Annotated in this window: 24 protein-coding genes; 1 reads left to right on the top strand and 23 read right to left on the bottom strand. The window is 33.7% G+C overall.

What is annotated here, in order from left to right:
• Positions 1 to 79: 79 nt before the first annotated feature.
• The 16 genes from tig to accD form a co-directional block, all read right to left on the bottom strand.
• Positions 80 to 1381 carry a trigger factor gene (gene tig / locus B9N71_RS08540; protein WP_065590339.1) on the bottom strand — a complete coding sequence of 434 codons (1302 nt, stop codon included), beginning with the start codon at positions 1379 to 1381 and terminating at the stop codon, positions 80 to 82.
• A 106-nt stretch (positions 1382 to 1487) separates the two neighbouring features.
• A complete protein-coding gene (gene lpxD / locus B9N71_RS08545; RefSeq protein WP_085165530.1) occupies positions 1488 to 2516 on the bottom strand; it encodes a UDP-3-O-(3-hydroxymyristoyl)glucosamine N-acyltransferase in 1029 nt (342 codons plus the stop codon).
• Positions 2516 to 3004, bottom strand: a complete 489-nt coding sequence (locus B9N71_RS08550; RefSeq protein ID WP_034910255.1) for an OmpH/Skp family outer membrane protein — start codon at positions 3002 to 3004, stop codon at positions 2516 to 2518. The genes lpxD and B9N71_RS08550 overlap by 1 nt, the downstream gene beginning before the upstream one ends.
• A 38-nt stretch (positions 3005 to 3042) precedes the next feature.
• Positions 3043 to 5466 carry an outer membrane protein assembly factor BamA gene (gene bamA / locus B9N71_RS08555; protein ID WP_065610477.1) on the bottom strand — a complete coding sequence of 808 codons (2424 nt, stop codon included), beginning with the start codon at positions 5464 to 5466 and terminating at the stop codon, positions 3043 to 3045.
• Positions 5467 to 5491: 25 nt separating this feature from the next.
• A complete protein-coding gene (gene rseP / locus B9N71_RS08560; protein WP_085165532.1) occupies positions 5492 to 6811 on the bottom strand; it encodes an RIP metalloprotease RseP in 1320 nt (439 codons plus the stop codon).
• 13 nt (positions 6812 to 6824) lie between these two features.
• Positions 6825 to 7667, bottom strand: a complete 843-nt coding sequence (locus B9N71_RS08565) for a CDP-archaeol synthase (RefSeq protein ID WP_065590335.1) — start codon at positions 7665 to 7667, stop codon at positions 6825 to 6827.
• Positions 7661 to 8392, bottom strand: a complete 732-nt coding sequence (gene uppS, locus B9N71_RS08570; RefSeq protein WP_218059337.1) for an undecaprenyl pyrophosphate synthase — start codon at positions 8390 to 8392, stop codon at positions 7661 to 7663. Before uppS ends, B9N71_RS08565 begins: the two co-directional genes overlap by 7 nt.
• 52 nt (positions 8393 to 8444) lie before the next feature.
• Positions 8445 to 9074: a cAMP-activated global transcriptional regulator CRP gene (crp, locus tag B9N71_RS08575; RefSeq protein ID WP_034910269.1), complete on the bottom strand. Its 630-nt coding sequence runs from the start codon at positions 9072 to 9074 to the stop codon at positions 8445 to 8447.
• Between the two features lie 83 nt (positions 9075 to 9157).
• Positions 9158 to 9364 carry a YheU family protein gene (locus tag B9N71_RS08580; RefSeq protein WP_065575078.1) on the bottom strand — a complete coding sequence of 69 codons (207 nt, stop codon included), beginning with the start codon at positions 9362 to 9364 and terminating at the stop codon, positions 9158 to 9160.
• A gap of 133 nt (positions 9365 to 9497) precedes the next feature.
• Positions 9498 to 10532 (bottom strand): hypothetical protein, encoded by a 1035-nt coding sequence (locus B9N71_RS08585; RefSeq protein WP_085165534.1) that lies wholly within the window; start codon positions 10530 to 10532, stop codon positions 9498 to 9500.
• A gap of 139 nt (positions 10533 to 10671) precedes the next feature.
• Complete coding sequence (locus tag B9N71_RS08590; RefSeq protein WP_085165536.1) at positions 10672 to 13353, bottom strand: inverse autotransporter beta domain-containing protein; 2682 nt, start codon at positions 13351 to 13353, stop codon at positions 10672 to 10674.
• A 460-nt stretch (positions 13354 to 13813) separates the two neighbouring features.
• The gene (gene purF / locus B9N71_RS08595) at positions 13814 to 15328 is read right to left on the bottom strand and encodes an amidophosphoribosyltransferase (RefSeq protein ID WP_065590331.1); all 1515 of its coding nucleotides are present in this window, start codon (positions 15326 to 15328) and stop codon (positions 13814 to 13816) included.
• An 18-nt stretch (positions 15329 to 15346) separates the two neighbouring features.
• Positions 15347 to 15832, bottom strand: a complete 486-nt coding sequence (locus B9N71_RS08600; RefSeq protein WP_085165571.1) for a CvpA family protein — start codon at positions 15830 to 15832, stop codon at positions 15347 to 15349.
• A 68-nt stretch (positions 15833 to 15900) separates the two neighbouring features.
• Positions 15901 to 16476: an SPOR domain-containing protein gene (locus tag B9N71_RS08605; protein ID WP_085165538.1), complete on the bottom strand. Its 576-nt coding sequence runs from the start codon at positions 16474 to 16476 to the stop codon at positions 15901 to 15903.
• Positions 16477 to 16488: 12 nt separating this feature from the next.
• The gene (gene folC / locus B9N71_RS08610) at positions 16489 to 17760 is read right to left on the bottom strand and encodes a bifunctional tetrahydrofolate synthase/dihydrofolate synthase (RefSeq protein ID WP_065590329.1); all 1272 of its coding nucleotides are present in this window, start codon (positions 17758 to 17760) and stop codon (positions 16489 to 16491) included.
• 6 nt (positions 17761 to 17766) lie between these two features.
• Positions 17767 to 18657, bottom strand: coding sequence for an acetyl-CoA carboxylase, carboxyltransferase subunit beta (accD, locus tag B9N71_RS08615; RefSeq protein ID WP_085165539.1), 891 nt, complete (start codon positions 18655 to 18657; stop codon positions 17767 to 17769).
• A gap of 308 nt (positions 18658 to 18965) precedes the next feature.
• On the opposite strand from accD, the gene tmaR reads away from it, so the two are divergent.
• Entirely contained in the window at positions 18966 to 19286 is a 321-nt protein-coding gene (tmaR, locus tag B9N71_RS08620) for a PTS system regulator TmaR (protein ID WP_085165540.1), read from the top strand.
• Between the two features lie 60 nt (positions 19287 to 19346).
• On the opposite strand, the gene yciH is transcribed toward tmaR, so the two are convergent.
• The 7 genes from yciH to tmk all read right to left on the bottom strand — a co-directional run bounded on the left by yciH (position 19347) and on the right by tmk (position 25993).
• Positions 19347 to 19667: a stress response translation initiation inhibitor YciH gene (gene yciH, locus B9N71_RS08625; protein ID WP_085165542.1), complete on the bottom strand. Its 321-nt coding sequence runs from the start codon at positions 19665 to 19667 to the stop codon at positions 19347 to 19349.
• 10 nt (positions 19668 to 19677) lie between these two features.
• Positions 19678 to 20382, bottom strand: a complete 705-nt coding sequence (gene pyrF / locus B9N71_RS08630) for an orotidine-5'-phosphate decarboxylase (RefSeq protein ID WP_034910287.1) — start codon at positions 20380 to 20382, stop codon at positions 19678 to 19680.
• Between the two features lie 29 nt (positions 20383 to 20411).
• Positions 20412 to 21587, bottom strand: coding sequence for a GDSL-type esterase/lipase family protein (locus B9N71_RS08635; RefSeq protein ID WP_065610250.1), 1176 nt, complete (start codon positions 21585 to 21587; stop codon positions 20412 to 20414).
• On the bottom strand, positions 21580 to 22878 hold the full coding sequence (locus tag B9N71_RS08640; RefSeq protein WP_143422096.1) for an SGNH/GDSL hydrolase family protein: 1299 nt from the start codon (positions 22876 to 22878) through the stop codon (positions 21580 to 21582). The genes B9N71_RS08635 and B9N71_RS08640 overlap by 8 nt, the downstream gene beginning before the upstream one ends.
• A 16-nt stretch (positions 22879 to 22894) precedes the next feature.
• Positions 22895 to 24295, bottom strand: coding sequence for an MBOAT family O-acyltransferase (locus B9N71_RS08645; RefSeq protein ID WP_065590324.1), 1401 nt, complete (start codon positions 24293 to 24295; stop codon positions 22895 to 22897).
• Positions 24296 to 24371: 76 nt separating this feature from the next.
• On the bottom strand, positions 24372 to 25355 hold the full coding sequence (gene holB / locus B9N71_RS08650) for a DNA polymerase III subunit delta' (protein WP_065590323.1): 984 nt from the start codon (positions 25353 to 25355) through the stop codon (positions 24372 to 24374).
• Positions 25352 to 25993 (bottom strand): dTMP kinase, encoded by a 642-nt coding sequence (tmk, locus tag B9N71_RS08655; RefSeq protein WP_085165546.1) that lies wholly within the window; start codon positions 25991 to 25993, stop codon positions 25352 to 25354. Before tmk ends, holB begins: the two co-directional genes overlap by 4 nt.
• Between the last annotated feature and the right edge of the window lie 614 nt (positions 25994 to 26607).

The raw sequence follows: 26607 nt of genomic DNA on the forward strand, positions 1-26607 counted from the left end.
TAACAAAATAGCCCAAACAGATAATACATATTTGGGCTTAAAAGTGAGCGTTTTTAAATTAAATGAAAAAGCTAATAGATTAAGCTATCTGCTGATTCATTAATTCAGAAAATGAATAATTCTTTTCTGTTACTTTCGCACTAGCTAATAACAGATCTACAACTTGATCTTCTAATGCAACAGCTCGAATATTCTCCATCGCTTTTTTATCTTTATGATAATATTCTGAAACTTCTTTTGGATCTTCATATGCAGTCGCAATTTCATCAATTAATGCTTGAACACGCGATTCGTCTGCAGTTAATTTATTACTTTCAATTATTTCACTAAATAATAAGCCTGTAGCAACACGTTTTTTAGCCTCAGCTTCAAATAGTTCTTTCGGTAATTCCATACCTTGTTTGACATTACCGCCAAAGCGAGATAAGGCTTGTTGACGTAACACATCAATTTCACGATCGATTAATGCCACAGGTACATCAATCTCATTATTTTTAACTAAACCATCAATAGCTTGTGTTTTAACTTTGTTACGAATTGTTGCGTTGAGTTCTCTTGTCATATTTTTACGAACTTCAGCTCTCAAACTTTCAACGGTACCATCTACAATACCAAAGCGTTTAACAACGTCTTCGGTAAGTTCAGGTAATTCAAGTTCTTCAACCTTTTTAAGTGTAGATGCAAATACAGCAGGTTTACCTTTTAGGTTTTCAGCATGATAGTCCTCAGGGAAAGTCACATTAATATCAAACTTATCACCTACTTTATGACCAATAATTGCATCTTCAAAACCTGGAATCATACGACCTTGCCCTAACACTAAAGCAAAATCATTAGCCTTACCACCTTCAAACTCGGCACCATCAACTTGACCGACAAAATCCAAAGTAACACGATATTGCTCTTCAGCCGCTTTTTCAACTTCTTTCCAAGTACCTTGTTGTTTGCGTAATGTTTCAATCATTGTTTCAACATCTGCATCAGCAACTTCTGCAACTGGTTTTTCAACTTCAATTTTATCTAAATTTTCAACTTTTATTTCTGGGTAAACTTCAAATTCAACAGTAAATGTATAATCTTCACCATTTTTATATTCTTGTGGAGTATAAGTCGGAGCTCCAGCTGGATTTAATTTTTCTTGAATAATAGCGTCAACAAAATTCCGTTGCATCAAATCGCCTAAAGCATCTTGTAAAATAGAAGCACCATAACGTTGTTCAACAATTTTTAAAGGCACTTTTCCTTTACGAAAACCATCAATGCGTACTTTTTTTGCTGTATTAATAAGCTCTTTATCAACCGCTTTTTTAATATCTTCAGCTTTAATTGTAATAGATAAACGTCGACCTAATCCTTGTGTTGTTTCTACCGAAACTTGCATGTTTATACCTCGAAATTATTGAATATTATTTGCTCATAATTATATAAAAACGATAATTGAGCTAAAAAATTAAAAAATAGGCATGCATTATACCGACCGCAATCGTCTACGTCGAGACATTTAATAGTTTCTTCTCAAGCGCTTTCAAGCGTTTATTCATTTCGTCAATATGTAAAACTAATGATGCCGTTTTTCGCCATACTTTGTTTTCTTGCAATGGAATACCTGATGAATAAACACCTGGCTGTGTAATTGGGCGCATTACCATACCCATACCTGTTACTGTAACTTGGTCACATATTTCCATATGTCCATTAATAACACTTGCACCACCAATCAAACAATGTCGACCAATAGTTAAACTTCCAGCCATAATAACGCCACCAGCAACGGCCGTATGATCTCCAATTACATCGTTATGAGCAATCTGACATTGATTGTCAATAATAACACCATTACCAATAATAGTATCATCAAGAGCACCGCGATCAATTGTCGTTGAGGCACCAATTTCAACGTTATTGCCAATGACAACACGCCCTAATTGAGGAATTTTAACCCACTTCCCTTTATCATTAGCATAACCAAATCCATCTGCACCAATTACAGTCCCAGATTGAATCAGGCAATTTTCTCCAATAATACAATTATGATAAATAGAAACATTAGCCCATAATTTTGTACCTGCACCTATTGTTGTATTTTTTCCAACAAAACACCCTGCACCAATGATACAATCGTCTCCTAATATCACACCGCTTTCGATAACAGCGTTAGCGCCAATAGAAACATTACTACCTAATTGAGCAGTCGAATCAATCACTGCTGATGTAGCTATATCCTTAGCTGGAGCTGGAGTAGTATCTAGGTATTGTGCTAATTTTGCATATGCAAGGTATGGATCTTTTACAATAAGGGCTGCACCATTCCAATGCTCAAGACCCTCTTCTGTCATTACCACAGCAGAAGCTTTGCATTCTAATAAATTCTTTTGTAATTTCTTATCAGATAAAAATGTAATTTGACCTGATATAGCACTATTCATTGATGCTATACCAGTGATGGCTAAATCACCATCACCATGTAACCTAGCATCAAGTTGCTTAGCTAATTGCTCTAAACGAAAGGAAAACATTATTTTTTAACCTTTTCCAACACTTTGTCTGAAATGTCAACCGCATCTGAAGCTGATAAGGTGGCTTCTGCTTTTAAAATAATATCGTATTTTTCTTTTGCGACTATATCTTTAATAGCTTCTTGGATTTTAATTAATAATTTCTCTGCTTCTTCTGTTTCACGCTTACGATAATCTGCAGAAAAAGCCTTAGCTTTATTTTCAAAATCAGAAATTGTTTTATTTAATTTCGTTTTTTCAGATGAAGATAATGTTAAACCATCTTTTTTTAATCGTGCAGCAGCTTCATTTGCTTTCTTTTCTTCAGCTTGTAATGATTTAGCTCTTGCTTCAAATTCACTATCCAATGCTTTACCAACCGATTCGCGTTGAGGCATGCGTTGTAATACTGACATAACATCGACTACACCAATCTTTACTTCAGCATTTACAAAGCCTGCAAAAAGTAATGCCGTACTAACACTAAGAAAATATATAATTTTTTTCACTTTAATCACCTATTTGTTTTCTATTTTATAACATGGAATTACCATGTAGAACCTATATTAAATTGAAACTGTTGAGTTGAATCGCCATCATATTTCTTAAACGGTTGAGCATAAGAAAAGACTAAAGGACCTAATGGAGACATCCATTGCACGGCAAGCCCAGCAGACATCCTAATATCCGATGGGGAACTATAATCAGGGATATTTTTTCCTTTTAAATTCCATTCAGTATCCCATACAGTACCTGCATCGAAAAATAGTGATGTTCTAATATTATCAGCATATTTTTCGCTAGCAAATGGCGTTGGAAGAATTAGCTCTGTACTTGCAAAAGCTATAGCATTACCACCTACAGCATCTTTTGATTTTGTACATCCAGATGTATTATCTAAGCTATCGCAAACTCCACTTTTATTAAGATATACCGCTTTAGGACCTACAGTATTTGATTTAAACCCACGTAGTACTGAGGCACCACCAGCATAGAAGTTTTCATAAAAAGGTAACTCTTTTCCACCTAAACCGCCACCGTAGCCTAATCGAGCACGAGTTAAAAAGATCCAGTTATGGTCATTGTCAATGGGATAATAGTAAGACGCATCTGAAACTAGTTTATAGAACCTATTTTCAAATAATGGTGCTGTGACTTTAGCATTAGCTGTTATTTTAAGTCCATCAGTAGGGAAAAATCCACGATCTAAAGAGTTATATGTCCAATAAGCATTTAATAATAAATCATTAGTATCAAATGAAATAGAACTTTTATTATTCACTTTTTCACCCATAGAGTTGAAATAACGCCACATTCCATATTGCGCTTGCATACCAGATAACTTATGGTTAGCAAATTCAGAACCAAAACGAACAAAATTATTTTCACTAATTGGGAATCCTAAATTAGCTGATGCGCCCCAAGTTTTACTCGAATATTCTGATTCATCATCTTTATCGTCATTTTTATAGGTATTATAATAAATACTACCCCCTAAACTTACACCATCAACGGTAAAATAAGGATCAACGATAGAAATAGATGCAGTTTTATCTGTATCAGTTGTGTTAACATCAAATGAGACACTGTTACCTGTTCCCAACCAGTTATCTTGAGAAATACCGGCATTGAAACTAACACCACTATCAGAACCAACACCAATACCAAATTTGATACTACCAGTATTACGTTCAGCAACTTTATAAATAATATCGACTTGATCATCAATACCAGGCACACGTTCAGTATTTGCTTCAACAGTATCAAAAAATCCAAGTCGGTTTAAACGTTCTTTACCCAATTCAACTAATCCATTACTTAACCAAGCCCCCTCCATTTGTCGAAGCTCACGGCGAATTACACTTTCGCTGGTTACAGTATTGCCAACTATTTTAATTTTACGAACATAAAAACGTTCACCCACATCAACAAGAACAACTAATTTAACCGTATGTGCGACATCATCCATTTCAGGCTGAATTGATACTCTAGGGTACGCATAACCGAAATTAGCAAGTAGACGCTTAACGCCATCTTCAATTTCAGTAATTTTTTTACCATTATAAAGTTCACCAACTTTTACTTTTTCATTAGCAATTTTGGAAATCTCGCCTTTATGACCAGCAAAATTACCCATAAATTCAAGTTGAGATAACTTATACTGTTCACCTTCATGAATATTAATTGTAACGTATATGCCTTTTTTGTCTGGCGTTAAACTAACTTGCGTTGACTCAATGTTAAAACGAGCATAACCACGATTTAAATAAAAACTTTGTAATTCATCTAAATCTGCTGCCAATTTTTGTTTTTGATATTTGCGATCTCCAAGCATATTCCACCAAGGTACTTCATCACGCAAAGTAAAACGCGAAATAAGTTCTTCAGATGAAAAAGCTTTAGCACCAACAATATTAATCTGATCAATTAGTGCCGATTTACCTTCAGCTACAACTAATTTTAAATCAACACGATTACGTGACAACGGAGTTACAACAGCTTTGATTTGAGCATTATATTTACCAACACTATAGTAAAAATCTTCTAAGCCTTTTTCTATACCAGAAAGCATAGTACGATCTAATGCTTCACCTTCACGAATACCCGAACTATCTAGGTTTTTTTTCAGCATCTCATCTTTAACAGACTTATTACCAGAAAAAGTTATGCTAGCAATAGTAGGGCGTTCTTGAACATGAACAATTAACCTATCACCATCACGAGAAACGGTAATATTATCAAAGTTTCCACTAGAATATAGTGATTTAATGATACGGCCTAAATCAGCTTCATTAACATAATCACCGACTTGAATAGGCATTTCAAGTAATGCTGCTCCAACAGTAACACGTTGCAAACCTTCAAATTTGATGTCTTTTACTACAAAATCATCAACACAAAATGCATTGGAACTATATACTGCTGTAGTACTAAACAACAAAGATGCTATAAGTAATTTATTTATTTTCATCGTAAATGTTTATAACCTCATCCCATCACAATCGTAAAATATCATTAAATAGTGCAATTCCCATTATTACCATCAATAAAAAAAAGCCAATACGAGAAAATCGTTCTTGTACTTCATTTGATAAGGCTTTACCTTTTATCTTTTCAAATAATAAAAAAACAAGGTGCCCGCCATCTAACATAGGTAATGGAACAAGATTGATAACGCCCAAACTTATACTAATAAAAGCTAGAAAATATAAGTAAGAGGTAAAACCATAACTTGCTGTTTGCCCTGCGCTTTTTGCTATTGTTATTGGTCCAGACAAATGTTTTAGACCAATAACACCTGTTACTGATTGATAAAGCGAACGAATCGTTAACTTCGTGGTTAACACTGTTTGCGCCATACCTTTATTAAAACTTTCTAAAAAACCATACTGCATAATTCTTGCATCAGACTTGGGATACAAACCAGCGACACCTTTTCCATCTATTCCAATAGTTGGCACGAGTTTAAGATAAATATCTATATTTCCTCGATTAACCTTTAACATCATTGCTTGAGCTGTTTTAATTGTATTGGAAAAATCATTCCAATCAACGTATGAGTGATCATTATAACCAATAATTTTATCCCCAACACGCAAACCTGCTTTCTCAGCAGCCGAACCCGATACAATTTTACTCACAATTGGATAAACTTTCACCTTTTCAGGAACAAAACCAAATGCGGTAATTGTCGAATCCTTTTCTATATCAAAATGCCAATTACTGATATCTACATTTTTTTTAACTTCTTTCTGGTTATCATCACCAAAGCTATCGATATAAGAAAAAGACACATTAGCTTTTCCCATTGCCGCAATTAAGGCTAAATTTACGTCATTCCATGTTTCTACTTTTATATTATCAATAGTTTTCAATTCTGCACCAGCTGGAATTATTACTTTAGAAGCTGGTGTATTAGGTATAACTTCTTTTATTTTAACAGGATAAACAACTACACCCATCAAAAAAATGATCCAATAGATAATTAAGGCTAATATAAAATTAGCAAATGGACCAGCAAAAATAATTGCAGTTCTTTGCCAAATTTTTTTTCTATCAAATGCAAAGTTTTCGTTATCGCTTGATAATGTTGTTGCTCTACCGTCGAGCATTTTAACATAACCACCAAGCGGAATCATAGCAATTACCAATTCGGTTCCGCTTAAAAATTTATGAGACCATATTTTTTTACCAAAACCAATTGAGAAACATTCAACTTGAACCTTGCACAAGCGAGCAACACAAAAATGTCCAAACTCATGAATAGTAACTAATATACTCATGGTAATAACAAACAATAACAGCGACCACAACAAAATCTATTACCTTTTATAATAAGTAAAAAGCTAATGTAGCAAAAACAGGAACGGCAGCAGTTAAGCTATCAATGCGATCTAAAATTCCACCATGACCAGGAATTAAGTGACCACTATCTTTAATATTTGCTTCACGCTTAAACATACTTTCAGTTAAATCACCTAAAACCGAAACTAAAATCGCTAACAAAGAGCTAATAAAAAATGTACTGAAAGTCATGTCAAACATGTTAAGTATGTAAGCAATTAAACTAATTGCAATTGCTACACTAATACCGCCTATGAATCCTTCTATAGTTTTACCCGGGGATACTTTTGCCGCTAATTTTCGTTTACCAAATGATCGCCCAACAAAATAAGCTCCAGTATCTGTCGCCCATACTAGCACAAAGACGTAAAGCAACCAAATTGCACCCGTATAAGAATTAGAATTGTAGTTAATTGCTCTTAATTCGACCATACTAATAAAGAACGGTGCTAGCGTAAAAAAAGCAAATAGTAACTTTATAAAGATTGAATTACACCAATACTTTGTCGTGGTTGGATAGCTACTTACTAAAAACAAAGCAGTTAACCACCATATGATTGATAAAAATAAAATTATACTATATAAATTCATTTTAAATTCAATAGAATCCGGAACCAAATAAAGTATGCCCAATAAAATAACTGTTGAAAAAGAAAAAATTAATTTTAAATATTTTTTTCTAATATGAAGAAACTGAGTCCACTCCCATGCGGCTAATCCACAAACCAGAATAATAGTGAAAGAAAACACGGGTAATGGAACAAAAAAAAGAACTGCTACCACAAGCGGAATAAGCACAATTGCAGCAAGTATGCGATGGATTAACATGAATGCTCCTTATTATGAATACCACCAAAGCGTCGTTCTCTGGCATTAAATGCATTGATTGCTTCATCGAATAAAGATTGATTAAAATCAGGCCATAAGGTATTGGTAAAATAGAGTTCAGAATAAGCAATTTGCCATAACAAAAAATTACTAATTCGATATTCTCCGCCAGTACGAATAACTAAATCAACTTCAGGAAATTCGCTCATACACATTGTTGAGCCAAAACGATCCTCAGTAATATCATCTAAACTGATTTCTCCGTTAGTAACTTGCATAGCAATTTTTTTTGCTGACTGCAAAATATCCCAACGTCCGCCATAGTTAGCTGCAATATTTAGTACTAGTCCAGAATTGTTTTTCGTTAAATTTTGCGCATGAATAATCATATTTTGTAAATGTTCACTAAAGCGAGAAATATCACCAATAATATTCAAACGAACATTATTTTTATTTAAACTTTTTATCTCACGATTTAATGCATAAATAAAAAGGGAAATTAGGGCAGAAACTTCATTGTGTGGACGTTTCCAATTTTCACTACTAAAAGCATATAAAGTAAGGACTTTTATCTTTATTTTTGCCGCATAAGCTACAATTTTTCGAACTGCTTTCAAGCCTGCTCGATGACCAATAACTCGTAACTGATTATGTTGCTGTGCCCAGCGACCATTACCATCCATAATTATAGCCACATGACTAGGAATAGATCTTTCTTGTGTCATGCAATATCTCATATTGTCGCAATCATTATATTAATTATATTATTTTGTCCAATTAACGCGTACCATAAACTACAATTGTTTTACCATGTGCAGAAATCAAATGTTGATCTTCAAGCATTTTTAAAATTCGACCAACTGTTTCACGCGAACAGCCAACAATTTGACCTATTTCTTGACGCGTAATTTTGATTTGCATACCATCTGGGTGTGTCATTGCATCGGGTTGTTTAGCAAGATTTAGAAGTGTTTGTGCTATACGCCCTGCAACATCTAAAAATGCTAAATTACTAACTTTTTCAGATGTTACTTGTAATCGGCTAGCCATTTGACTGGCAAGACGCATTAAAATATCAGGATTAACTTGAACAAGTTGCTTAAATTTTTTGTATGAAATTTCGGCTACTTCACAACTTGTTTTAGCTTTAACCCAAGCACTTCGCTCTGTGTCTTCTTCAAAAAGACCTAATTCACCTAAAAACTGATTTTGATTTAAATAAGACAAAATCATCTCGTTGCCTTCATCATCTTTAATCAATACCGCAACAGAGCCTTTCAAAATATAATAGAGGGTTTCTGCTTTTTCGCCTTGATGTATAAGGGTACTCTTAGCTGGATATTTATGAATATGGCAATGAGATAAAAACCATTCTAACGTTGTATCCGACTGTTGTTTACCAATCATATCCTATCTCTCCATTTTATTTACAACACTAACACTATAACAAAATTACGCACTAAATCATATACAAACAATCATTTTAACTACTATTTAATTAGTTTAATATCAATTGTTTCATGTAATTGAGACCAAAAAAGTGCTGCCGAACCATTCTCTAATTGAAGTTTAACATCATTAACTTTTTCTTGGAGTGATTTTTCTTGTAAACCGTAGTCAGTGCCTTCACGTAATACAAAATATTCAATTAGGTTATTTAATGTTTGTGGATCAAGATTTTGCCAAGGAATAATCATATTTGATAATAGTAAATTAGATTTGTGATTATTTTATAACAGCATTTAAATAATATAAAGCATCACTAAGTTATGCGTATAATCAATAAAAAACCACTCCGAAGAGTGGTTTTTGGTAGCAACATGGTTTAACTTACTTTGATCTAACTTCAAGTTTATAACCTTGAATACCTGCCTTATGAGTTGTAAATTCGTTGTAGATGCTATTATGCTTAGCTCCAGAATCTGAACCTAATAAGATAGCATCGTGAACTTTTTTCTCTTCATCTTTCTCTACTCTATTATATGCGTTAGGAAGAGGTCTAGGTTCTGCAGGTATAGCGCCGTCTAAATAATTACCTGTTACGTACCATTCATAAGTATAGAGCTGGGTAAGGTCTTTGCCAGTTGCCGTGTCTTTTACTACTACAGTAAATTTTTCGCCATATTTAGGGATAGCTTCTTTGCTTCCATCTTTAGTATAGTCACGCCCTTCTATTGGATTACCATCTTCACCTAGTTTGTAAATATAAACTTGATATTGTTCAGGTTCAATTGGCCCAGGACGAGGGATATTACCAGGATCTATCTGACCAGGTCCTGTCGGTTTTGCTGGATTACCTGGGTTACCTGGATCATTTTTGCCAGGGTTATACGGATCAGCTGGAGTTTTGCTTGGTTCACCATTAGCAAAAATATCACTTACAGTTAACCATTGGTTTGCTACTGGATAACCAAAGTCTGTTCTTTCTAAAATTTTAAAACCAATTTGAGTTTTACCAACAAAATCATTAGTAATAGTGAATGAAATTTCACCTACTCCGTCATCACTATACGTAGGCTTACTGGCATCTATATCTACAGGTTTCCATTCACTTCCTTCTTTAACAAAGACTTGTAAAGACTTGCTTATACCTAAAGTATCAGTATCACCATCTGCATCGACTAATTGATATTGAATGTGAACTGTATCGCCTACTTTAAGCGTATCTTCGTTAGTAAGAAGATTACCACCACGTTTGAAAGAGACTGCCATTGTATGATCTTCAGCTGAACTGCTAGCTTTCATTACAGGTGCATTACCTTCAATAAATCTTTGAGTTGTCCCTCCTATTGCAAATGCACTGCTTGCTGCATAACCAGCTAAAAATAAGCCTAATGCAACTTTTTTAATTGTAAAATTTTTCATGTTTAACTTCCTATTTTTCTCTATAAATTAACATGTTGTATTTATATAAATACACCATTTTGTTGGTGTTCCCTATTATAGGCTACCGAATTCATTCGCTAGCCTAAAATCTATTACTCTACTAGCCTTTTAATCACTATTAGTTAACAACTACTTGCAGTTTAAATCCTTGATCTCCTGCACATGCTAGCTGTGATACATTTATTGGTTCTAAATTTAAATACGTTGGTGCTCCAGCAACCTTATCGATACTTTTGCCCAATGAAGCATAACTATTTGTTTTTAAACTTTTTATTGTGTAGTGTGCATTTTCTCCCATGGCAACATTAAACCATGGACCATTGGCATTTGATAATGAGTCTGGCAACTCAGCTGTTGCAGCTTGACCTGGACATGCCTTTTCATTTGAACCAACCAATGACCAGATAACAAAAGGATTCACAATTTCGGTTATGCCATCAGAAGCATAAGCTTTAACGTAATATTCACTATCGACTTTCCACTCTTTTGGTCCTTGAGGATCAAATACAAGTAAATGACCGTTTTGTTGAGCAACTAATGTACCATCCTTACGATAAACTTCTAATAATCCAGCTTTACCGCCAGAAAAATCTACAGACGCTTTATTAAATGAGGAGCCAAACTGCTCAATCTCGATAGAAAAATCAACAATACCCTCAACATTTGAGGCAACATCTAAAGTATAACTATCACCAATTACTTCAACACCAGCTGCAGTCGAGGCCTTAGCTGATACTTTTTGCCCTTTTTTGACTTTTTCAAAAGACTTTACAATAACGCATGCTTCTTGAGCAGGACAAGCAGTAACATTTCCAGATGTACCATTAATCAGTGTTAATTTTTTACCATTACTTGTTGCTGTCCAACCTTTTAGTACTGATTCAAAAGTATTTGGTATACGTTCCATAAGTTCTTCGTCACTAAAACCATCTACATCTTGCCCTGATGCAATTGAACCATTCGGAACCTTAGGTTTAACCAATGTCGCCAACACTGTGACTGTACTTACACCATCGGCTGGATTCATCGCCATTGCTGTTTTATTTCCACCTTTATCAATTGCCCATACACCAATTTTACGCACTGCTGGGTCGGGTAACACTTCAAAACTTACAGCATTAGATGTTGCAGATTTTCCTCGGCTATCAGTGACTGATACTGATAAAGAATATTTGCCATTTGTACTAACTGGGCGACGCTGACCATCTTGATCAACATAACTAGGAGCAACAATTTGCCAATTATTTACATCAGCTGGTGGATTAAGCCATGAAGAAGCCGTACATCCACCTGTAGCAATACATAAAAAACCACCTCCAGCGTCAATTTCAAGCATATCACCAGACCATACTAAACTTGATAAGTTCTTAGCATTGTGAACACTGATATTTAGCGGATAGGCTTGTCCTTCAATTAACTGAGTTTGCTCAAGCCCTAAATCGACCGATATTTTCTTTTCTTTATATTCAAGAACGATATAGTTATTACGATCAACTAAATCATAACGACTACCTTTTAAGGAACGAGCAGATTGAACCATATCTGGATCTAACTGATCTTTTAACGGTGTACCTATACGATAGTTCATTGTAAGTTCAGCTTTAGTTGCCTTTTTATTGTCTTGACCTCGTTTATGCTCAGCCTTAATAGTGAAAAGTGGAACTGGTGTATAATCAAGACCGACAGTAATTGCTCGCGGGTCTTTTTGTAAATTATCTTTACCAAATAAAGCAACTTTATCACCATAGTATTGTTCATACATCAGTGATCCGCCCAAATGTGGATATTGTGGTAAATATCCTTGGAATCGAACATCAAAGCCTCTTGCTGCTCGTTCTAAATAATCATCAAAATCTTTAGAATCTTTCCAGTCTGACAACGGATGATAATAGTTAGCAGCAAATTTCATATAATCAGTCCAAGCTTCGGCACCAATACCTAAGCGATTGTGTGCACGCTGGAAATCATGGTCAAAAAATACGTTATAACCAAGTAACCATTTTTTATCAGCAACATCCCAACGCTGACCAATACCAAAGTTACCTATTCGACGGTTGTGTTCATATTCCTGAAATGATATTTGACTAAATATTAATGTATCTTCTGTGTCATACCATGGGCTAAATAACTTCAAATTGACATTGTTAAATTCGCCTTTATCACTTAAATCAAATTGTAACTGAGCAGTACCAAAACGGCCTAAAAAATCCTGTACAGCATTACGTACTGGATCAACAACTTGGTTTTTAACCCCATTTCGTACATAACTTTCTGCGTAATCTTTACCCTTATTCTTTAAATGTTGGGATAGACCACCATTGTCTGGCGAAGTTATTTGTTTCCAGTCTTGGCTAGCTAAAGTTTGTAATGTTGAAGCTATTTGAGTTGATAGTGCGTCTTTATCCTTTTTTACATCGTAATTATCATCTGATCCTAATTGAGGCAAATTGGCGTGTTCATCTTTTTTATCATCGTTTAATTTAATTGCAGGTAACAATGGTGAATTCTCAGGCAGAACGATACGCTCACCAATCTCAACAACATCTTTTTTATCAAAACGCCCCGCATTCATTGCACGTAATTCTGAAATAGAGATACTACTTAAAAGTGCAATTTGATAAAGACTGCGTTGCTGATTGTTAAGCATCTCACGAGCTTTCGTACCATCTTTTAACTCAATTATTTTATTGCTATCTATAGGACCTTGCGATACTTGAGCTTCAGAAGCAAAAGCAGATTGCCATCCTAATGTAGCTATTACAAATGCAGAGATAATCGTTAAATTAAGATTCTTTCTCATCTTAATATTCCTTATATTTCACCGATAAAGCGCATAATATGAAATCTATTGCCAATATCAATTTCTAATTTTAAATAGCAATATAATTATTTCTTATTAACTTTTACTATTTAGATTTTTACAACTATTTTTTAATTTTTGCAATTCTATTACAAAAATGTCATTTATCAAAATAATTTATTACCTTTTTGTTATGTTTTTTGTTGAGTTTTTTATATATTTTTTATTTATCATTATTATTCAATTTATTAAGTAAAGATTTATTAAGATTTGTAAAGTTTTGTAAATTTAATAGTGGATGTAGATCTAGTTGAGTAGTGAGGAATTGCTATTTCTTTTGATATTAAAGAATTTATTGTAGGCAACTAGCTAAATAAATTATAAAATTATTCTCTAAATAAAAAAAAGACCTAATTGATAATTTAGGCCTTTATATTGTATTTTATATTTTCACAATTTATTAACCTTCATTATAAATCTCTAAGTTTTCTGATTCTTTAATGTCTGAAGATTTTTTAGTTTCATTTCTTTTCTGTTCTAATAATGATAAATAGCTATCATCAATTCCTTCGGTAACATATTTTCCATCAAAAACAGAACACTCTAAATGATGAATGTTGGAGTTTTGTTCTGTAATTGAATTAATTAAATCAGATAAATCTTGAAATATAACCTTATCAGCACCAATATTTTTTGCTATTTCATCAACTGTTCGGTTATAAGCAATAAGTTCACGGGCAACTGGCATATCTATCCCATAAACATTTGGATGCCTGATTTCTGGCGCAGCAGACGCTAAATAGACTTTTTTAGCTCCAACAGAACGTACCATTTCGAGAATTTCTTTTGAGGTTGTTCCTCGTACAATCGAATCATCAACTAATAAGACATTTTTGCCTTCAAATTCAATACGGTTAGCATTGAGTTTTCGTCTTACAGACAATTTACGTGCGCTTTGCCCTGGCATAATAAAGGTGCGTCCAACATAGCGATTTTTAACAAACCCTTGCCGGTAAGGTTTATTTAAAATACGTGCAATTTCAAGAGCGGCATCACAAGATGTTTCGGGAATAGGGATGACTACATCAATATCAACATCTTTCCATTCTCTTGCTATTTTAGCCCCCAATTTTTGCCCCATTTGAATACGTGATTGATAAACTGAGACACCATTCATTAAAGAATCAGGTCTTGCAAAATAAACATATTCAAAAATACATGGATAATATTGAGGGTTATCCGAACATTGCTGAGAATACAATTGTCCATCTTGAGTAATATAAATTGCCTCACCTGGTTCGACATCACGTATAAACTCAAAATCGAGAATATCTAATGCTACACTTTCAGAGGCAACCATGTACTCAATTTTCTGATTCTCAAGTACCCGTTTACCAATAACTAATGGCCGTATTCCATAAGGATCACGAAAAGCAACAAGACCATGCCCAATAATCATTGCAACACAGGCATATGCGCCTTTAATTATGTTATGAACATTATGTATTGCTGTAAAAATATTGTCGGCAGTTAGTGGATAGGTGGGAAATTTGTCAAGTTCATTAGCAAGAATATTGAGTAGCACCTCTGAGTCGGAATTGGTATTAATATGACGCCTTGCAAGTTCGAACACTTTATTACGCAACTGATCAGTATTGGTTAAATTTCCATTATGAGCAAGCGCAATACCATAAGGTGAATTGACATAAAAAGGTTGCGCTTCGGATGGGCTTGAGCTACCTGCGGTAGGATAACGAATATGTCCTATGCCCAAATTACCTTGCAACCGTTGCATATGATGCTCTTGAAACACATCTTTGACTAAACCATTCGCTTTGCGTAAACGAAATCGATTTTGATTATCGATAGTCACAATACCTGCTGCATCTTGCCCTCGATGTTGCAAAACAGTCAATGCATCATAAATAGATTGATTAACAGAACTATTCCCAACAATACCAACAACACCACACATACTATGGTTACCCCAAATTTATTGTATTAAAAACGAAGAAGACTGTTGTATAAAATCAAAAAACCAGCGAATAATAAAACTAAAATGCGGAATTAGCTGAGATTGAATCCAGTAAGGTGATTGTGATAACGGCGTAAAAGTATCAACTAAAAAAAGAATAGCTGCAACAACTAAAACGCCTCGTAATACACCAAAACAGATACCTAATAAACGATCAGTACCAGATAATCCCGTTTTTTTTAATAATTGTCCAATAACATAAGACACAATCGAACAAACCAATAAGGTAGCAATAAATAAAATAACAATTGCTACAGCAATACGTATAACATCACTATCAAAATAAGTTAAATAATCAGTAATATAAATATAAAATTGGCTGGAAATAAAAAAAGCTAATATCCAGCTAACTAATGATAACGCTTCTCGAACAAAACCACGAACAACGCTAATTAATGCAGAAAAAGCAATTACACCAATAATCGTAAAATCAGCCCAGTTCATCATAATAACTCACAACTTTTTATTAATAATAATTATTCTTTACAACTTAAAAACAAGTAGCACAACGGTCAATTAGTAATAATAATACCTTCTAATTTTGTTAGGTTATTTAAATTAATAATGACTTGTTCAGCTTGCTCTTTTTTAGCATAAGGGCCAACCTGTAACTTAATTAACTGATTAGGTTCTGGGTTATCAGGTATTGTTCTAACGCTATAATTATTTAATCGTAATAATGCAATTAACTCTTCTATTTTTTGTTTATTTTTTAAAGCCGTAAGTTGGATCATATAAGGTTTAGATTCTTGCTGTGACATTGAAGGTTGAGTTATATTTGTTGAATCGTCAGTATCATCAACAATATCAGATGAAACTGATGAATTTAGATCTTGATCTGAGCCAGATAGGTAAGGAACATCTGATATATTATGGGTAAAATTGTCATCAACATCATCAGATGGTACTACCACTTGATTTTGCTGCGTAACCACTTCAGGTTGCAAAATTGGTGTTGTTGTCGTTCGTAAGTTAGGTTTATCCGTTATAATCCACGGGGCTATTGCTGCAATAATAAGTAGTAATGTAGCAAAACCTACAAGGCAATTTCTTACTCTATTGGGATTATTTTCTTGAGTGTCTACCATGACTAATTCCACTTAATGCTCAATTTCAGTTAACACATCCGATACAGTATGAAATGAGCCACATACCACGATGATATCATCTTCTTTAGCATCTTGCATTGCCTTTTGATAGGCTTTAGATACAGTATCAAATGCTGATACATTAAACTCACCTTCATTAAATAAGTGCTGTTTTAATACTTCAGCACTACAACCTCGTTCACCATAAAGTGAAGCACAATACCATCTATCACCTTTTAAGATGGATAAGGTACTTTTAATATCTTTATCCTTAAGCATACCAACAACAAATCTAACTTTGCCTACTTGCAAATATTCTGCTTTTAGTTTTTCTAATTGTTGTGTTAAATAAGCTGCTGCATGTGGGTTATGTGCTACATCAAGAATAACCAGTGGCGATGTTTGAATAATTTGAAAACGCCCGATTAAATTTGATTTTGCCAATCCTTTAGTTATTTCATCTTGTGTTATTTTAAGTGATGAATAACTTATAGCTGCAATTGCAGTTGCTGCATTAGCTAAAGGAACATTGGCAATAGGTAAATTTTTATACTGTCTTATTGCCGATTCAAATGACCATAAATCTTTATTAAGTTGTTGGTAACGCCAATCACAATTTACCCTATAAATAGAGCAATTCACAGATTTAGCCACATTTAAAATAGATGCTGGTACATCTGGCTCACCAACAATAGCAATACTTTTAGGTTTAAAAATGCCTGCTTTTTCACGTCCGATACTTTCACGGGTATCACCTAAATAATCAACATGATCAATACCAATAGTTGTAATAACTGCCACATCAGCATCAACGATATTAGTTGCATCAAGTCGCCCACCAAGACCAACTTCTAATATAACTACATCTAATTTTGCTTGTTTAAATTGATAAAGTGCAGCAAGTGTTGCATATTCAAAATAGGTAAGCGATATATCACCTCTGGCTTGTTCTATTTCTACAAAGGCTTTTACGGTTTGTTGTTCACTTGATTCTTGATTATTAATACGTACCCGTTCAGTAAAACGTAATAAATGGGGAGAGCTATAAACACCAACTTTTAAATTCGCTTCAAGTAATATCATTTCAAGCGTTCGACAAGTTGTTCCTTTGCCATTAGTGCCAGCAACGGTAAAAATATAAGGCGCTGGTTGTAATAAATCTAGGCGCTGAGCTACAGCTTTTACTCGTTCTAAACCTAAGTCAATAGTTATAGGATGTAGTTGTTCTAAATAATAAAGCCATGTCTTTAGATCTGACATGGCATTCAGTTGGTTATTTGTCATACTCAATTAAGCTGTCTCGTTAAGAGTAACTTCATTAAACGGATCAGGTAGTTTCATTAATTTTGTTACTAAACTGGCAATTTTAGAACGCATATCTTTGCGATGAATGATCATATCAATTGCCCCTTTTTCAAGTAAAAATTCACTACGTTGAAACCCTTCTGGCAGTGTTTCACGAACAGTTTGTTGAATCACTCGTGGACCAGCAAAACCAATTAATGCTTTAGGTTCAGCAATATTAATGTCACCCAACATTGCCAGACTTGCCGATACACCTCCCATGGTAGGGTCGGTCATTACTGAAATATATGGTAAACCTTCATCTTGCATTTTAGCAAGAATAGCGCTCGTCTTTGCCATTTGCATTAATGAAAATAGCGCCTCTTGCATTCGTGCACCACCACTTGTTGAAAAGCAAATTAAAGGGCATTTATCCTCAATGGCCTGCTCTGCGGCGCGAGTGAATAATGCACCAACAACAGAAGACATTGAACCACCAATGAAGGCAAATTCAAAACAAGCAACAACTACTGGTACGCTAAGCAATGTTCCCTTCATGACAACCATTGCTTCTTTTTCGTGAGTTTCTTTTTGAGCTGCTGTTAATCGATCTTTATATTTTTTAGTATCTTTAAATTTTAAGATATCTTTAGGCATAAGATCTGCACCAATTTCGATATCCGAACCTTCGTCTAAAAAACGATATAAACGCACTCGGGCAGGGATATGCATATGGTGATCACATTTTGGACAGACCTCTAAATTAAGATCGAGTTCAGCTTGATAAATGACTTGATCACAGTTAGAGCATTTTGTCCAAACGCCACCAGGAATATTCGCCTTTTTATGATCTGACGATATATTATTTTTACTAAGAATTTTTTCAATCCAGCTCATTATGATTCTCTCATTCTGGCACTTTTTACAAATTTGAAGGTATTGTACAATACTTTGCACTAATTCTTAATAGCTGTTTTTATTTTTATGTTATTTTGCAAATAACCTTATAAAATAAAAAAATATTTTGATAAAGATTTAGAAATAAAATCTGCTTAAAATCGAATTTAAAATAGCTAACACTCAACAGATAACTAATCTACTGAAATATCATTTTGTTTAAAAATATAATTAATATGATCTTAAAAAATTATTGGTATATAATTGGTAAAAGTTTATTTTCCATTTTTTGAAATAAGGGGTTATAGATGGACAAGGAAAAAACAACCGCACCATCGTTTCAAGATGTATTAGAATACATTCGTTTATCACGCCGTTTGAATAAATTAAAACGTGAAATATCAGATAACGAGAAGAAAATTCGTGACAACCAAAAAAGAGTACTGCTACTTGAAAACTTGAGCGAATATATTAAACCAGATATGACTTATGAAGAGCTTCAAGCAATTATTGCGAACATGAAAAGCGATTACGATGATCGTGTTGATGATTACATTATTAAAAATGCTGAAATTTCAAAAGAACGTCGAGAGATCAGTAAAAAAATGCGTAGTTATCGTTCTAATTAAAATCTATTGTGCTGTAATTAGCGTCCATTTTTATTGTGGGCGCTAATTTTATAAACTAAATCAGCCACCTGCTAGCTTTACTTTAAATCCTTTATCTTCTAGCAATGACTTTAATAAATCACGTTTATCACCTTGTATTTCAATAACACCATCTTTAACTGCTCCCCCACAACCACAACGTTTTTTTAATTCTGCTGCTAACTGTAATAATTGAGTATGATCGATATCAAATCCAGTAATAACACAAACACCTTTACCTTTACGGCCTGATGTTTGTCGTTGAATTCGAATAATACCATCTCCCTTAGGGCGTGAGATAAGTGTTTGGGTCGGTTTAATTCGACCTTTATCGGTCGAGTAAACAAGTGAATTATCAGACATAATAATATTATTAACTCTTACTTGTATCTAGTGTTGCTAAAATTGTTTGTAAAGCTTTAGCAGGATCTTCTGCTTGGGTAATTGGGCGTCCAATGACTAAATAATCAGAACCTGCAGCTTGAGCTCGCTGAGGCGTCATAATACGCCTTTGGTCATCAGAATTAGTACCCACTGGTCTAATACCTGGTGTCACCAATTTAAAATCACTGCCCAAACGGGTTTTAAAACTTTGTACTTCTTTCGCTGAACATACTACACCATCAAGCCCGCAGTTTTTAGCAAGTATTGCTAATCTGGTTGCTTGCTCTAAAGGTGATACGTTAATACCAATTTCTTGTAGATCTGCTAACTCCATGCTAGTTAATACTGTTACTGCAATCAAAATAGGGGCATCTTTACCATATGAATAAAGCGCATCTTTAGCAGCTGTCATCATGCGTGAACCACCGCTAGCATGAACATTGGTCATCCACACACCAAGGTCAGCAGTTGCAGCAATTGCTTTTGCGACAGTATTTGGAATATCATGGAATTTAAGATCTAAAAAAACATCAAAACCTTTTTTCATAATTTGCTTGATAAAGTCAGGTCCTGCATGTGTAAAAAGCTCTTTACCAATTTTAATGCGACAATCTTTGGGATCTACACGATCAATAAAATTCCATGCTGATTTAACATCTGGAAAATCAACTGCAACAATAATTGGTGATGCCATAACTCATTTATTCCTTCTAATCAAAATTCTTAGCTATTCTTTCTAACAAATTCATTCAAATCAGCATAAAAAATACGAGCGCTTTCTTTATAACCTCGTAAAGTTTGATGCACTAAATCTGGGCGTGCTAACCCCCGTTTTCGCCACTGCTTAATAGAATACTTTCCCCCCATTGCCACTTGCCAATCCCAAAATAATGTTTTTTCAGATTTAGCAACTTGTTTTTGAATATCCATTATCTTTGCAAAGGACTTAGGCATATTTGTTTCATTTGCCATAGTATCAGGCGGTGTCATTATCAAGATCGTAGCATTGGGTAATGTTTTACGAATCAGTCTAATATTATTCACTAAATTTTTTCGATATTGATTAGCATCTAATGCTCCATCAAAACTTTCATTTGTCCCGTATTCTAAAATAATTAAATCACTTTGTGATATAGACAGTTCTTTAAACCAATCTTTCCCCCACTTTTGCCAAATTGTCTGTTTAGCTCCATTAGTGGCAATAGATGAAACAATAACACCTGGTTGTTGATAACGAGTCAACCAAATTCCACCAAGCTCTATATCTTTTTGACCTTTTATAACCAATGGCATTTTAGAAACAACCGAAGCTGTTTGCCAAGTATTTGATTTTGGAGTATTGCTTAAATTAATTTTATGATTATTAGCATCATAAAGCGCTAATGAATTTGTGTTATTTTTAAGTGTTTTAAAGGTTAACTTAACTTGCCAATCTTTATTATTAGAGCCTCTTGGTGTAATTCGGATAGTGGCTAAATCTTTATTTGGTTTAGCAATAAAACCACCCATAGGAAAATCTAAGTTACTTAAAGTTCGGCTACTTAGCACATTCCAATTTTTAGAACTCCACGTAACAGCTGCATGGCTTTGTCCTTTTATAGCTACAGGCGTTATCCAGCCAATACCAGCATTACCATACTTTTGTTGCATTAATGTTCTTAACTCACCAGTAAAAAAATCAGCGGCTGAATGCGAATCACCAAATTGAGTAATATTGACCACTTGATCCGTTTTTTTATTATCCTCTAACGATTTTAAACGCATTGCAAATTGTTTAGCATTAGGATCACCAAAATCAACAATAGTAGATACCGTGGTGGTTTTACTTTCAGCTACACTACAACCAACGGTAATTGTTACTGCAATTACGGTTATAATATACTTTAAAGATTTAATCATTAAAGGTATCCTCTAATTCTTTATAAATTATTTGTTCCATAATCGCTTTTGCCAAAATTTTTTGACCAGTTGGTGTGAAATGAACCCCATCATCAACTCTTACTTTAATTTTGGCTTTATCGGTTTCTATGAAATTACTGAACTTTTCGTATGTGCAACCCAATAATTCGTTTGTTGTTAAGAAATGTTGTTGAGTTTTTTCTATTTCAGATTTATATAAATTATTTAGATAAACCATTCCATTATTTAATTTGTGTTTACGCATACAAGGCGCAGCAAGCCAAAGTACTTGAACATCATTTTCTATAGCACTATTTAAAATAGATGCAATACGCAAACGGTAGTGCTCTTCCCATAATTCAGATTTAAATTTAGCGTATTTGGCATAACCTTTAACAGGAAAATCCCAAGGATCATTAGCACCAAGAAAAACAACCAATAATTTTATTGAAGGATCAGCAATTAAATTATCATTAATTGTTTTTGGCCAATCGAAGGCACTTGGATAAGCAAGTCCTGTACTTTGTTTGCTCAAATCAATACTTTCTATTTTATACTGCTTAAACAACATTTTTTTTACATATGGTGCAACGCCTTGCATTAAAGAGTCACCTGCAAAAAATACCTTATCATTACTTGTTAGAACAATCGGTAGTGGTTCATGGATTGATTCAATATCCTTATGAACTTCATCATTCCTATCTTGAAGTACAGATACTATTTCTTGCTTATTTTGATTAGTAGTATCAGAATATATCTCTAAATTGTAATCCGCACCAGTATCTTCACTTTTTAGATTTTTGTCTGTAACTACTTCTTCGATTTTTTTATTTTGTTTTATCTCATCAAACTCATCCGTTGCTAACTTGGATGTTTTATTTTCAGTAACGGGTAAAGCAACATCAATCGGTTGAGTAAGTGAAGTTGATGCTTGTGTGATTATATGTTCTTGATCATTTTGCTCATCAATGTAGTTTTTTTCAATATCTTGTGGTGAAATTTCTTGGGAAGCAATCGTATTACCATCAAATAAATCAGTATGGTATGCTTGCTGGCAATAAATCAATATAGATTTATAATAAATCGCAATTAATGCAATAGCAGTAACAGACATTATAACTAATATATAACGAGCTGATAAAGGGCTGCCAGTAAAAACGAGAGGTGTGTTTGTTTTTTTGTGAAGATTTTTTTTAATTACACTTTTATTCAGCGATTTATGACGTTGCCGTTTCAAACTAGATTTTGGTTTTTTATTATTTTTTGAGAACGATTTTTTATATATCATCATAATTAAATTAATATAATTAAAAATTAGCGTAAATAAAGTTTGGCATACCTGATGGTGCAATATAAATAACCAACCACAGAATTAAAATAAAAATCAATGGTAAATATAAATGCGGTATTTTGGTTAACTGCATAATAAACCAATCAGTAAAAGTTTTACACATCGGGTAGGCAAAGTAAATGAAACAAATCACTAAAAATGCCCCTGCATGATGTGGTTCTATCAAGAAGTTATGCATTAATGCTGTCATATAATCTACTGAATCAGGTAAACTGTCACTATTAAAAAATAACCATGTGAAACAGACATAATGCCATGTTAATAACCGTGCTATCCATGGTGAACGTGTAGCTATCCAATCTTGCCCAAAATAACGATCGCCAATGTTGAGTGCCACAATACCAATGCCGTGACATGCCCCCCAAATAATAAAATTAATGCCAGCGCCATGCCATAATCCAGATAGTAACATTGCCAACATGACATTGATTTGAGTCCGAATAAAACCTCGACGACTTCCTCCTAAAGGAATATAAATATAATCGCGAATCCAACGAGATAAGCTAATATGCCAACGTGCCCAAAAATCTCTCAAATTTAATGCTAAATAAGGGAAATTAAAGTTAATTGGTAAACGAAATCCTAGCAATAAGGCAATACCTGTAACTAAATCAGTATACCCTGAAAAATTTAAATAAATTTGCATTGCATAAGAATAAAGACCTACTAGTAAATCAATTACACTAAATTCTAACGGGTTAGCAAATATTGGTTTAACCCAATATTCATTGATTAAACCACCTAAACAGTAAACCTTAATTACGGCCAAGATAAGCAACGTAAATGCACGAAATGGCTCTAAAATTTTACGAGGCTGACTGATGCTAATTTGAGGTAAAAATTCTTTAGCTCGGTTAATAGGACCGGCAATAATACTTGGAAAAAAAGACAAAAATAAGGCAAAATCCCAAAAGTTAGCGACGGGTAACTCTTTCTTTTTTACCGAAACTAAATAACTTACCGAATGGAAAGTATAAAATGAGATGCCTATTGGAATTAGTACGGTTATAACAGGTAGTAAAACTGGTAAATTTAATAAATTAAGTAGATCCTGCAACTCATAACGAAAAAAATCAAAATATTTAAACAACGCCAGATTAATTATTGATAAGCATAATCCTAAAATTAACCATCGTTTTGAGTGACGCTCAGATGTAGCAATCAGTACTGAGAACAAATAGATTGCACATGTATAAATAAAAAGAATAAGCGAAAATTGCCAGCTATAACTGCCAACAATAAGATAACTTGCTACTAAAAGTAGAATATTTTGTATTTTGGGTGATAAGTGACATCCCCAATACAAGGCAAAGAAAGCGATAAAGAGTAAACCAAACTCTATAGATAAATAACTCACTGCAATCCTTATTACTTAACAGTATACTTTACTGAAAATTTTTGACTAAACCCTTTATAAAATACTTTACTTTTTGCTAGCTAATCAATTCGGATTGAGCAAGTACATTATAAACAATCAATTCTTTATTCAATCCAGTAACAGTTAATAACTGATTTCTTGCCTGCAACCATAAATTATAGAGCTCAGAAATTTTTTCATTGCTTTTAGTGGCGAGCAGTCGAACCAATGGGACTTGATCACGATTAACAATAAAACGCCCCACTTTTTGCTTCGCTTTAAGCGCATCACTTAATAAAGCACAAAACCAAATAACTCTTTCAATAAATTCTTCATGATCAAAGGTTTTAGCTAGTTGCCAATAATTGTTTTGTGGTACAACTTCTAACAAATGATCACAAAATGCTTTTCGTTGTTGCCACTTTTCAGGTACCAATAGTGCAAGTGCTTTTAGAGGTGCATTTTCGCTCAATAATAATGCTGAAGCAAGCTCATTATCGCTGTATTGCTGATTGCGTTGACTTTTTAACCATTCAATGGATTGTTCCAATTTAGGAATAGGTAAAAAATAAGAAAAACAGCGACTGTGAATTGTTGGAAGCAATTTGCTGTTATGTTCATCACTTAAAATAAAATATGTGTTTTCTGGTGGTTCTTCTAACGTTTTTAACAATGCATTGGCGGCAGCTTCGGTCATTAAAGCTGCGTTTTTTATCCAAATAACTTTATTTCCACCTTGCTGAGATTTTTCGTAAACTTTGTTTGATATTTTACGGATTTGATCAATACCTATTGACTGTTTAGATTGTTCATTGGTTATTACATAATAATCAGGGTGATGGTGAGACAAAAATAATTGGCAACTATGGCAGTTTAAGCACGGCTCCAATTGCTGTGAAGATTGGCATAATAAACGGCTTGCAATCTTTGAAACAAACTCATCTTCACCACTACCTTGGACATAATTAATTAATAAAGCATGATGAGCCCGTTTGTGCATAATTCCAGAAGCTAATTGCTGATACGGCAAAGAAAGCCAAGGATAGTCATTTAAGATCATTCAATATCAACCTGTTTAGTTAACCATGCAGTTAAAATTTGTTCAATTTGCCCATTCACATTGTCGATTGATTTTCCTGCATCAACTGTAATGATGGTTTTATCTTGTTTAGCAAGTTCTAAATAACTTTGACGAGTTCGTTCAAAAAACGGCAATGACTGTTGCTCGATGCGATCGAGTTTACCTCGAGATCTTGCTCGCATTAATCCTATTTGAGGATCAATATCCAAATATAAAGTAAGATCAGGTTTAAAATCACCTAACACTTGTTTTTTCAATGTCATCATAAAAACTTTATCTAACTGGCGCCCACCTCCTTGATAAGCTTGCGTTGATAAGTCATGACGATCACCAATAACCCATCTACCTGCATGAAGTGCTGGTTTAATTACATTATCGATCAGCTGAATACGTGCGGCATATAACATCAATAATTCGGCTTTATCAGTCAAAAGCTCATTATCTAAACCATTTTTAATAATATTGCGTAATGCCTCAGCAATCGCTGTTCCACCTGGCTCTCGAGTAAACTGCAAATCGCCAATATTGTGTCGATTTAAAATACGAGAAACGATATCAATAGCGGTGGTCTTACCTGCCCCTTCAAGCCCTTCGACGACAATAAATTTGCCGGTCATACTAAATTCCTAATCTATTTATAATAAGCTTGTGTTTAATATTGCGCTATTGTACGCTATTTTTACTGATTATTTTAGTTTGAATTATTAATACTTTTTTCAATTTTACAATTAATACCTTCATTATTAAATTTTATCAATGGCAACTAAACTTCTACCAGCTAGTGAAATACAAGGGAGATAAATAAGATATATATTTAATTGTAGGAATTATTTGCGCTTTTTGTGGCTATTTGACAATAGTCTTACTGGATATAAAACACTAAAACAAGCAACAAATTTTAACCTAAGTTGTAAACTAACTATAAGGTATTTACATAACTATTCACTTTTGGGGTTATATTTTGTAAAAAATATTCAGGATTTTATACTGTTTTATGATTAATTGAAAATTCACAGTATTTCATTTGTTAGATTTTGTAATAGTCATCTTATCAATCAAAAATATACTAAACCAACTTGCCTTCAAATGAATTAGAAGGCAAAAAACGTATATATCCTTTAATCAAGATACCATATAATAAGCAAATATTTAATAATTTGAAAGAGATAAAACCAGATTTTAAGCAACTGCCTATAAGTAGTTTAGAAGATTATTTTAATCGTGCAGTAAA

Origin of the sequence: Gilliamella bombi (genome assembly GCF_900103255.1) — a bacterium.
Classification (GTDB): Bacteria; Pseudomonadota; Gammaproteobacteria; order Enterobacterales; family Orbaceae; genus Gilliamella; species Gilliamella bombi.

Bases quoted from the DNA above. Each gene is read 5' to 3' on its own strand.
- tig (WP_065590339.1), bottom strand. From the start codon at position 1,381: ATGCAAGTTTCGGTAGAAACAACACAAGGATTAGGTCGACGTTTATCT.
- lpxD (WP_085165530.1), bottom strand. From the start codon at position 2,516: ATGTTTTCCTTTCGTTTAGAGCAATTAGCTAAGCAACTTGATGCTAGG.
- bamA (WP_065610477.1), bottom strand. From the start codon at position 5,466: ATGAAAATAAATAAATTACTTATAGCATCTTTGTTGTTTAGTACTACA.
- B9N71_RS08565 (WP_065590335.1), bottom strand. From the start codon at position 7,667: ATGTTAATCCATCGCATACTTGCTGCAATTGTGCTTATTCCGCTTGTG.
- uppS (WP_218059337.1), bottom strand. From the start codon at position 8,392: ATGACACAAGAAAGATCTATTCCTAGTCATGTGGCTATAATTATGGAT.
- crp (WP_034910269.1), bottom strand. From the start codon at position 9,074: ATGATTGGTAAACAACAGTCGGATACAACGTTAGAATGGTTTTTATCT.
- B9N71_RS08580 (WP_065575078.1), bottom strand. From the start codon at position 9,364: ATGATTATTCCTTGGCAAAATCTTGATCCACAAACATTAAATAACCTA.
- B9N71_RS08585 (WP_085165534.1), bottom strand. From the start codon at position 10,532: ATGAAAAATTTTACAATTAAAAAAGTTGCATTAGGCTTATTTTTAGCT.
- B9N71_RS08590 (WP_085165536.1), bottom strand. From the start codon at position 13,353: ATGAGAAAGAATCTTAATTTAACGATTATCTCTGCATTTGTAATAGCT.
- purF (WP_065590331.1), bottom strand. From the start codon at position 15,328: ATGTGTGGTGTTGTTGGTATTGTTGGGAATAGTTCTGTTAATCAATCT.
- B9N71_RS08600 (WP_085165571.1), bottom strand. From the start codon at position 15,832: ATGAACTGGGCTGATTTTACGATTATTGGTGTAATTGCTTTTTCTGCA.
- B9N71_RS08605 (WP_085165538.1), bottom strand. From the start codon at position 16,476: ATGGTAGACACTCAAGAAAATAATCCCAATAGAGTAAGAAATTGCCTT.
- folC (WP_065590329.1), bottom strand. From the start codon at position 17,760: ATGACAAATAACCAACTGAATGCCATGTCAGATCTAAAGACATGGCTT.
- accD (WP_085165539.1), bottom strand. From the start codon at position 18,657: ATGAGCTGGATTGAAAAAATTCTTAGTAAAAATAATATATCGTCAGAT.
- tmaR (WP_085165540.1), top strand. From the start codon at position 18,966: ATGGACAAGGAAAAAACAACCGCACCATCGTTTCAAGATGTATTAGAA.
- yciH (WP_085165542.1), bottom strand. From the start codon at position 19,667: ATGTCTGATAATTCACTTGTTTACTCGACCGATAAAGGTCGAATTAAA.
- pyrF (WP_034910287.1), bottom strand. From the start codon at position 20,382: ATGGCATCACCAATTATTGTTGCAGTTGATTTTCCAGATGTTAAATCA.
- B9N71_RS08635 (WP_065610250.1), bottom strand. From the start codon at position 21,587: ATGATTAAATCTTTAAAGTATATTATAACCGTAATTGCAGTAACAATT.
- B9N71_RS08640 (WP_143422096.1), bottom strand. From the start codon at position 22,878: ATGATGATATATAAAAAATCGTTCTCAAAAAATAATAAAAAACCAAAA.
- holB (WP_065590323.1), bottom strand. From the start codon at position 25,355: ATGATCTTAAATGACTATCCTTGGCTTTCTTTGCCGTATCAGCAATTA.
- tmk (WP_085165546.1), bottom strand. From the start codon at position 25,993: ATGACCGGCAAATTTATTGTCGTCGAAGGGCTTGAAGGGGCAGGTAAG.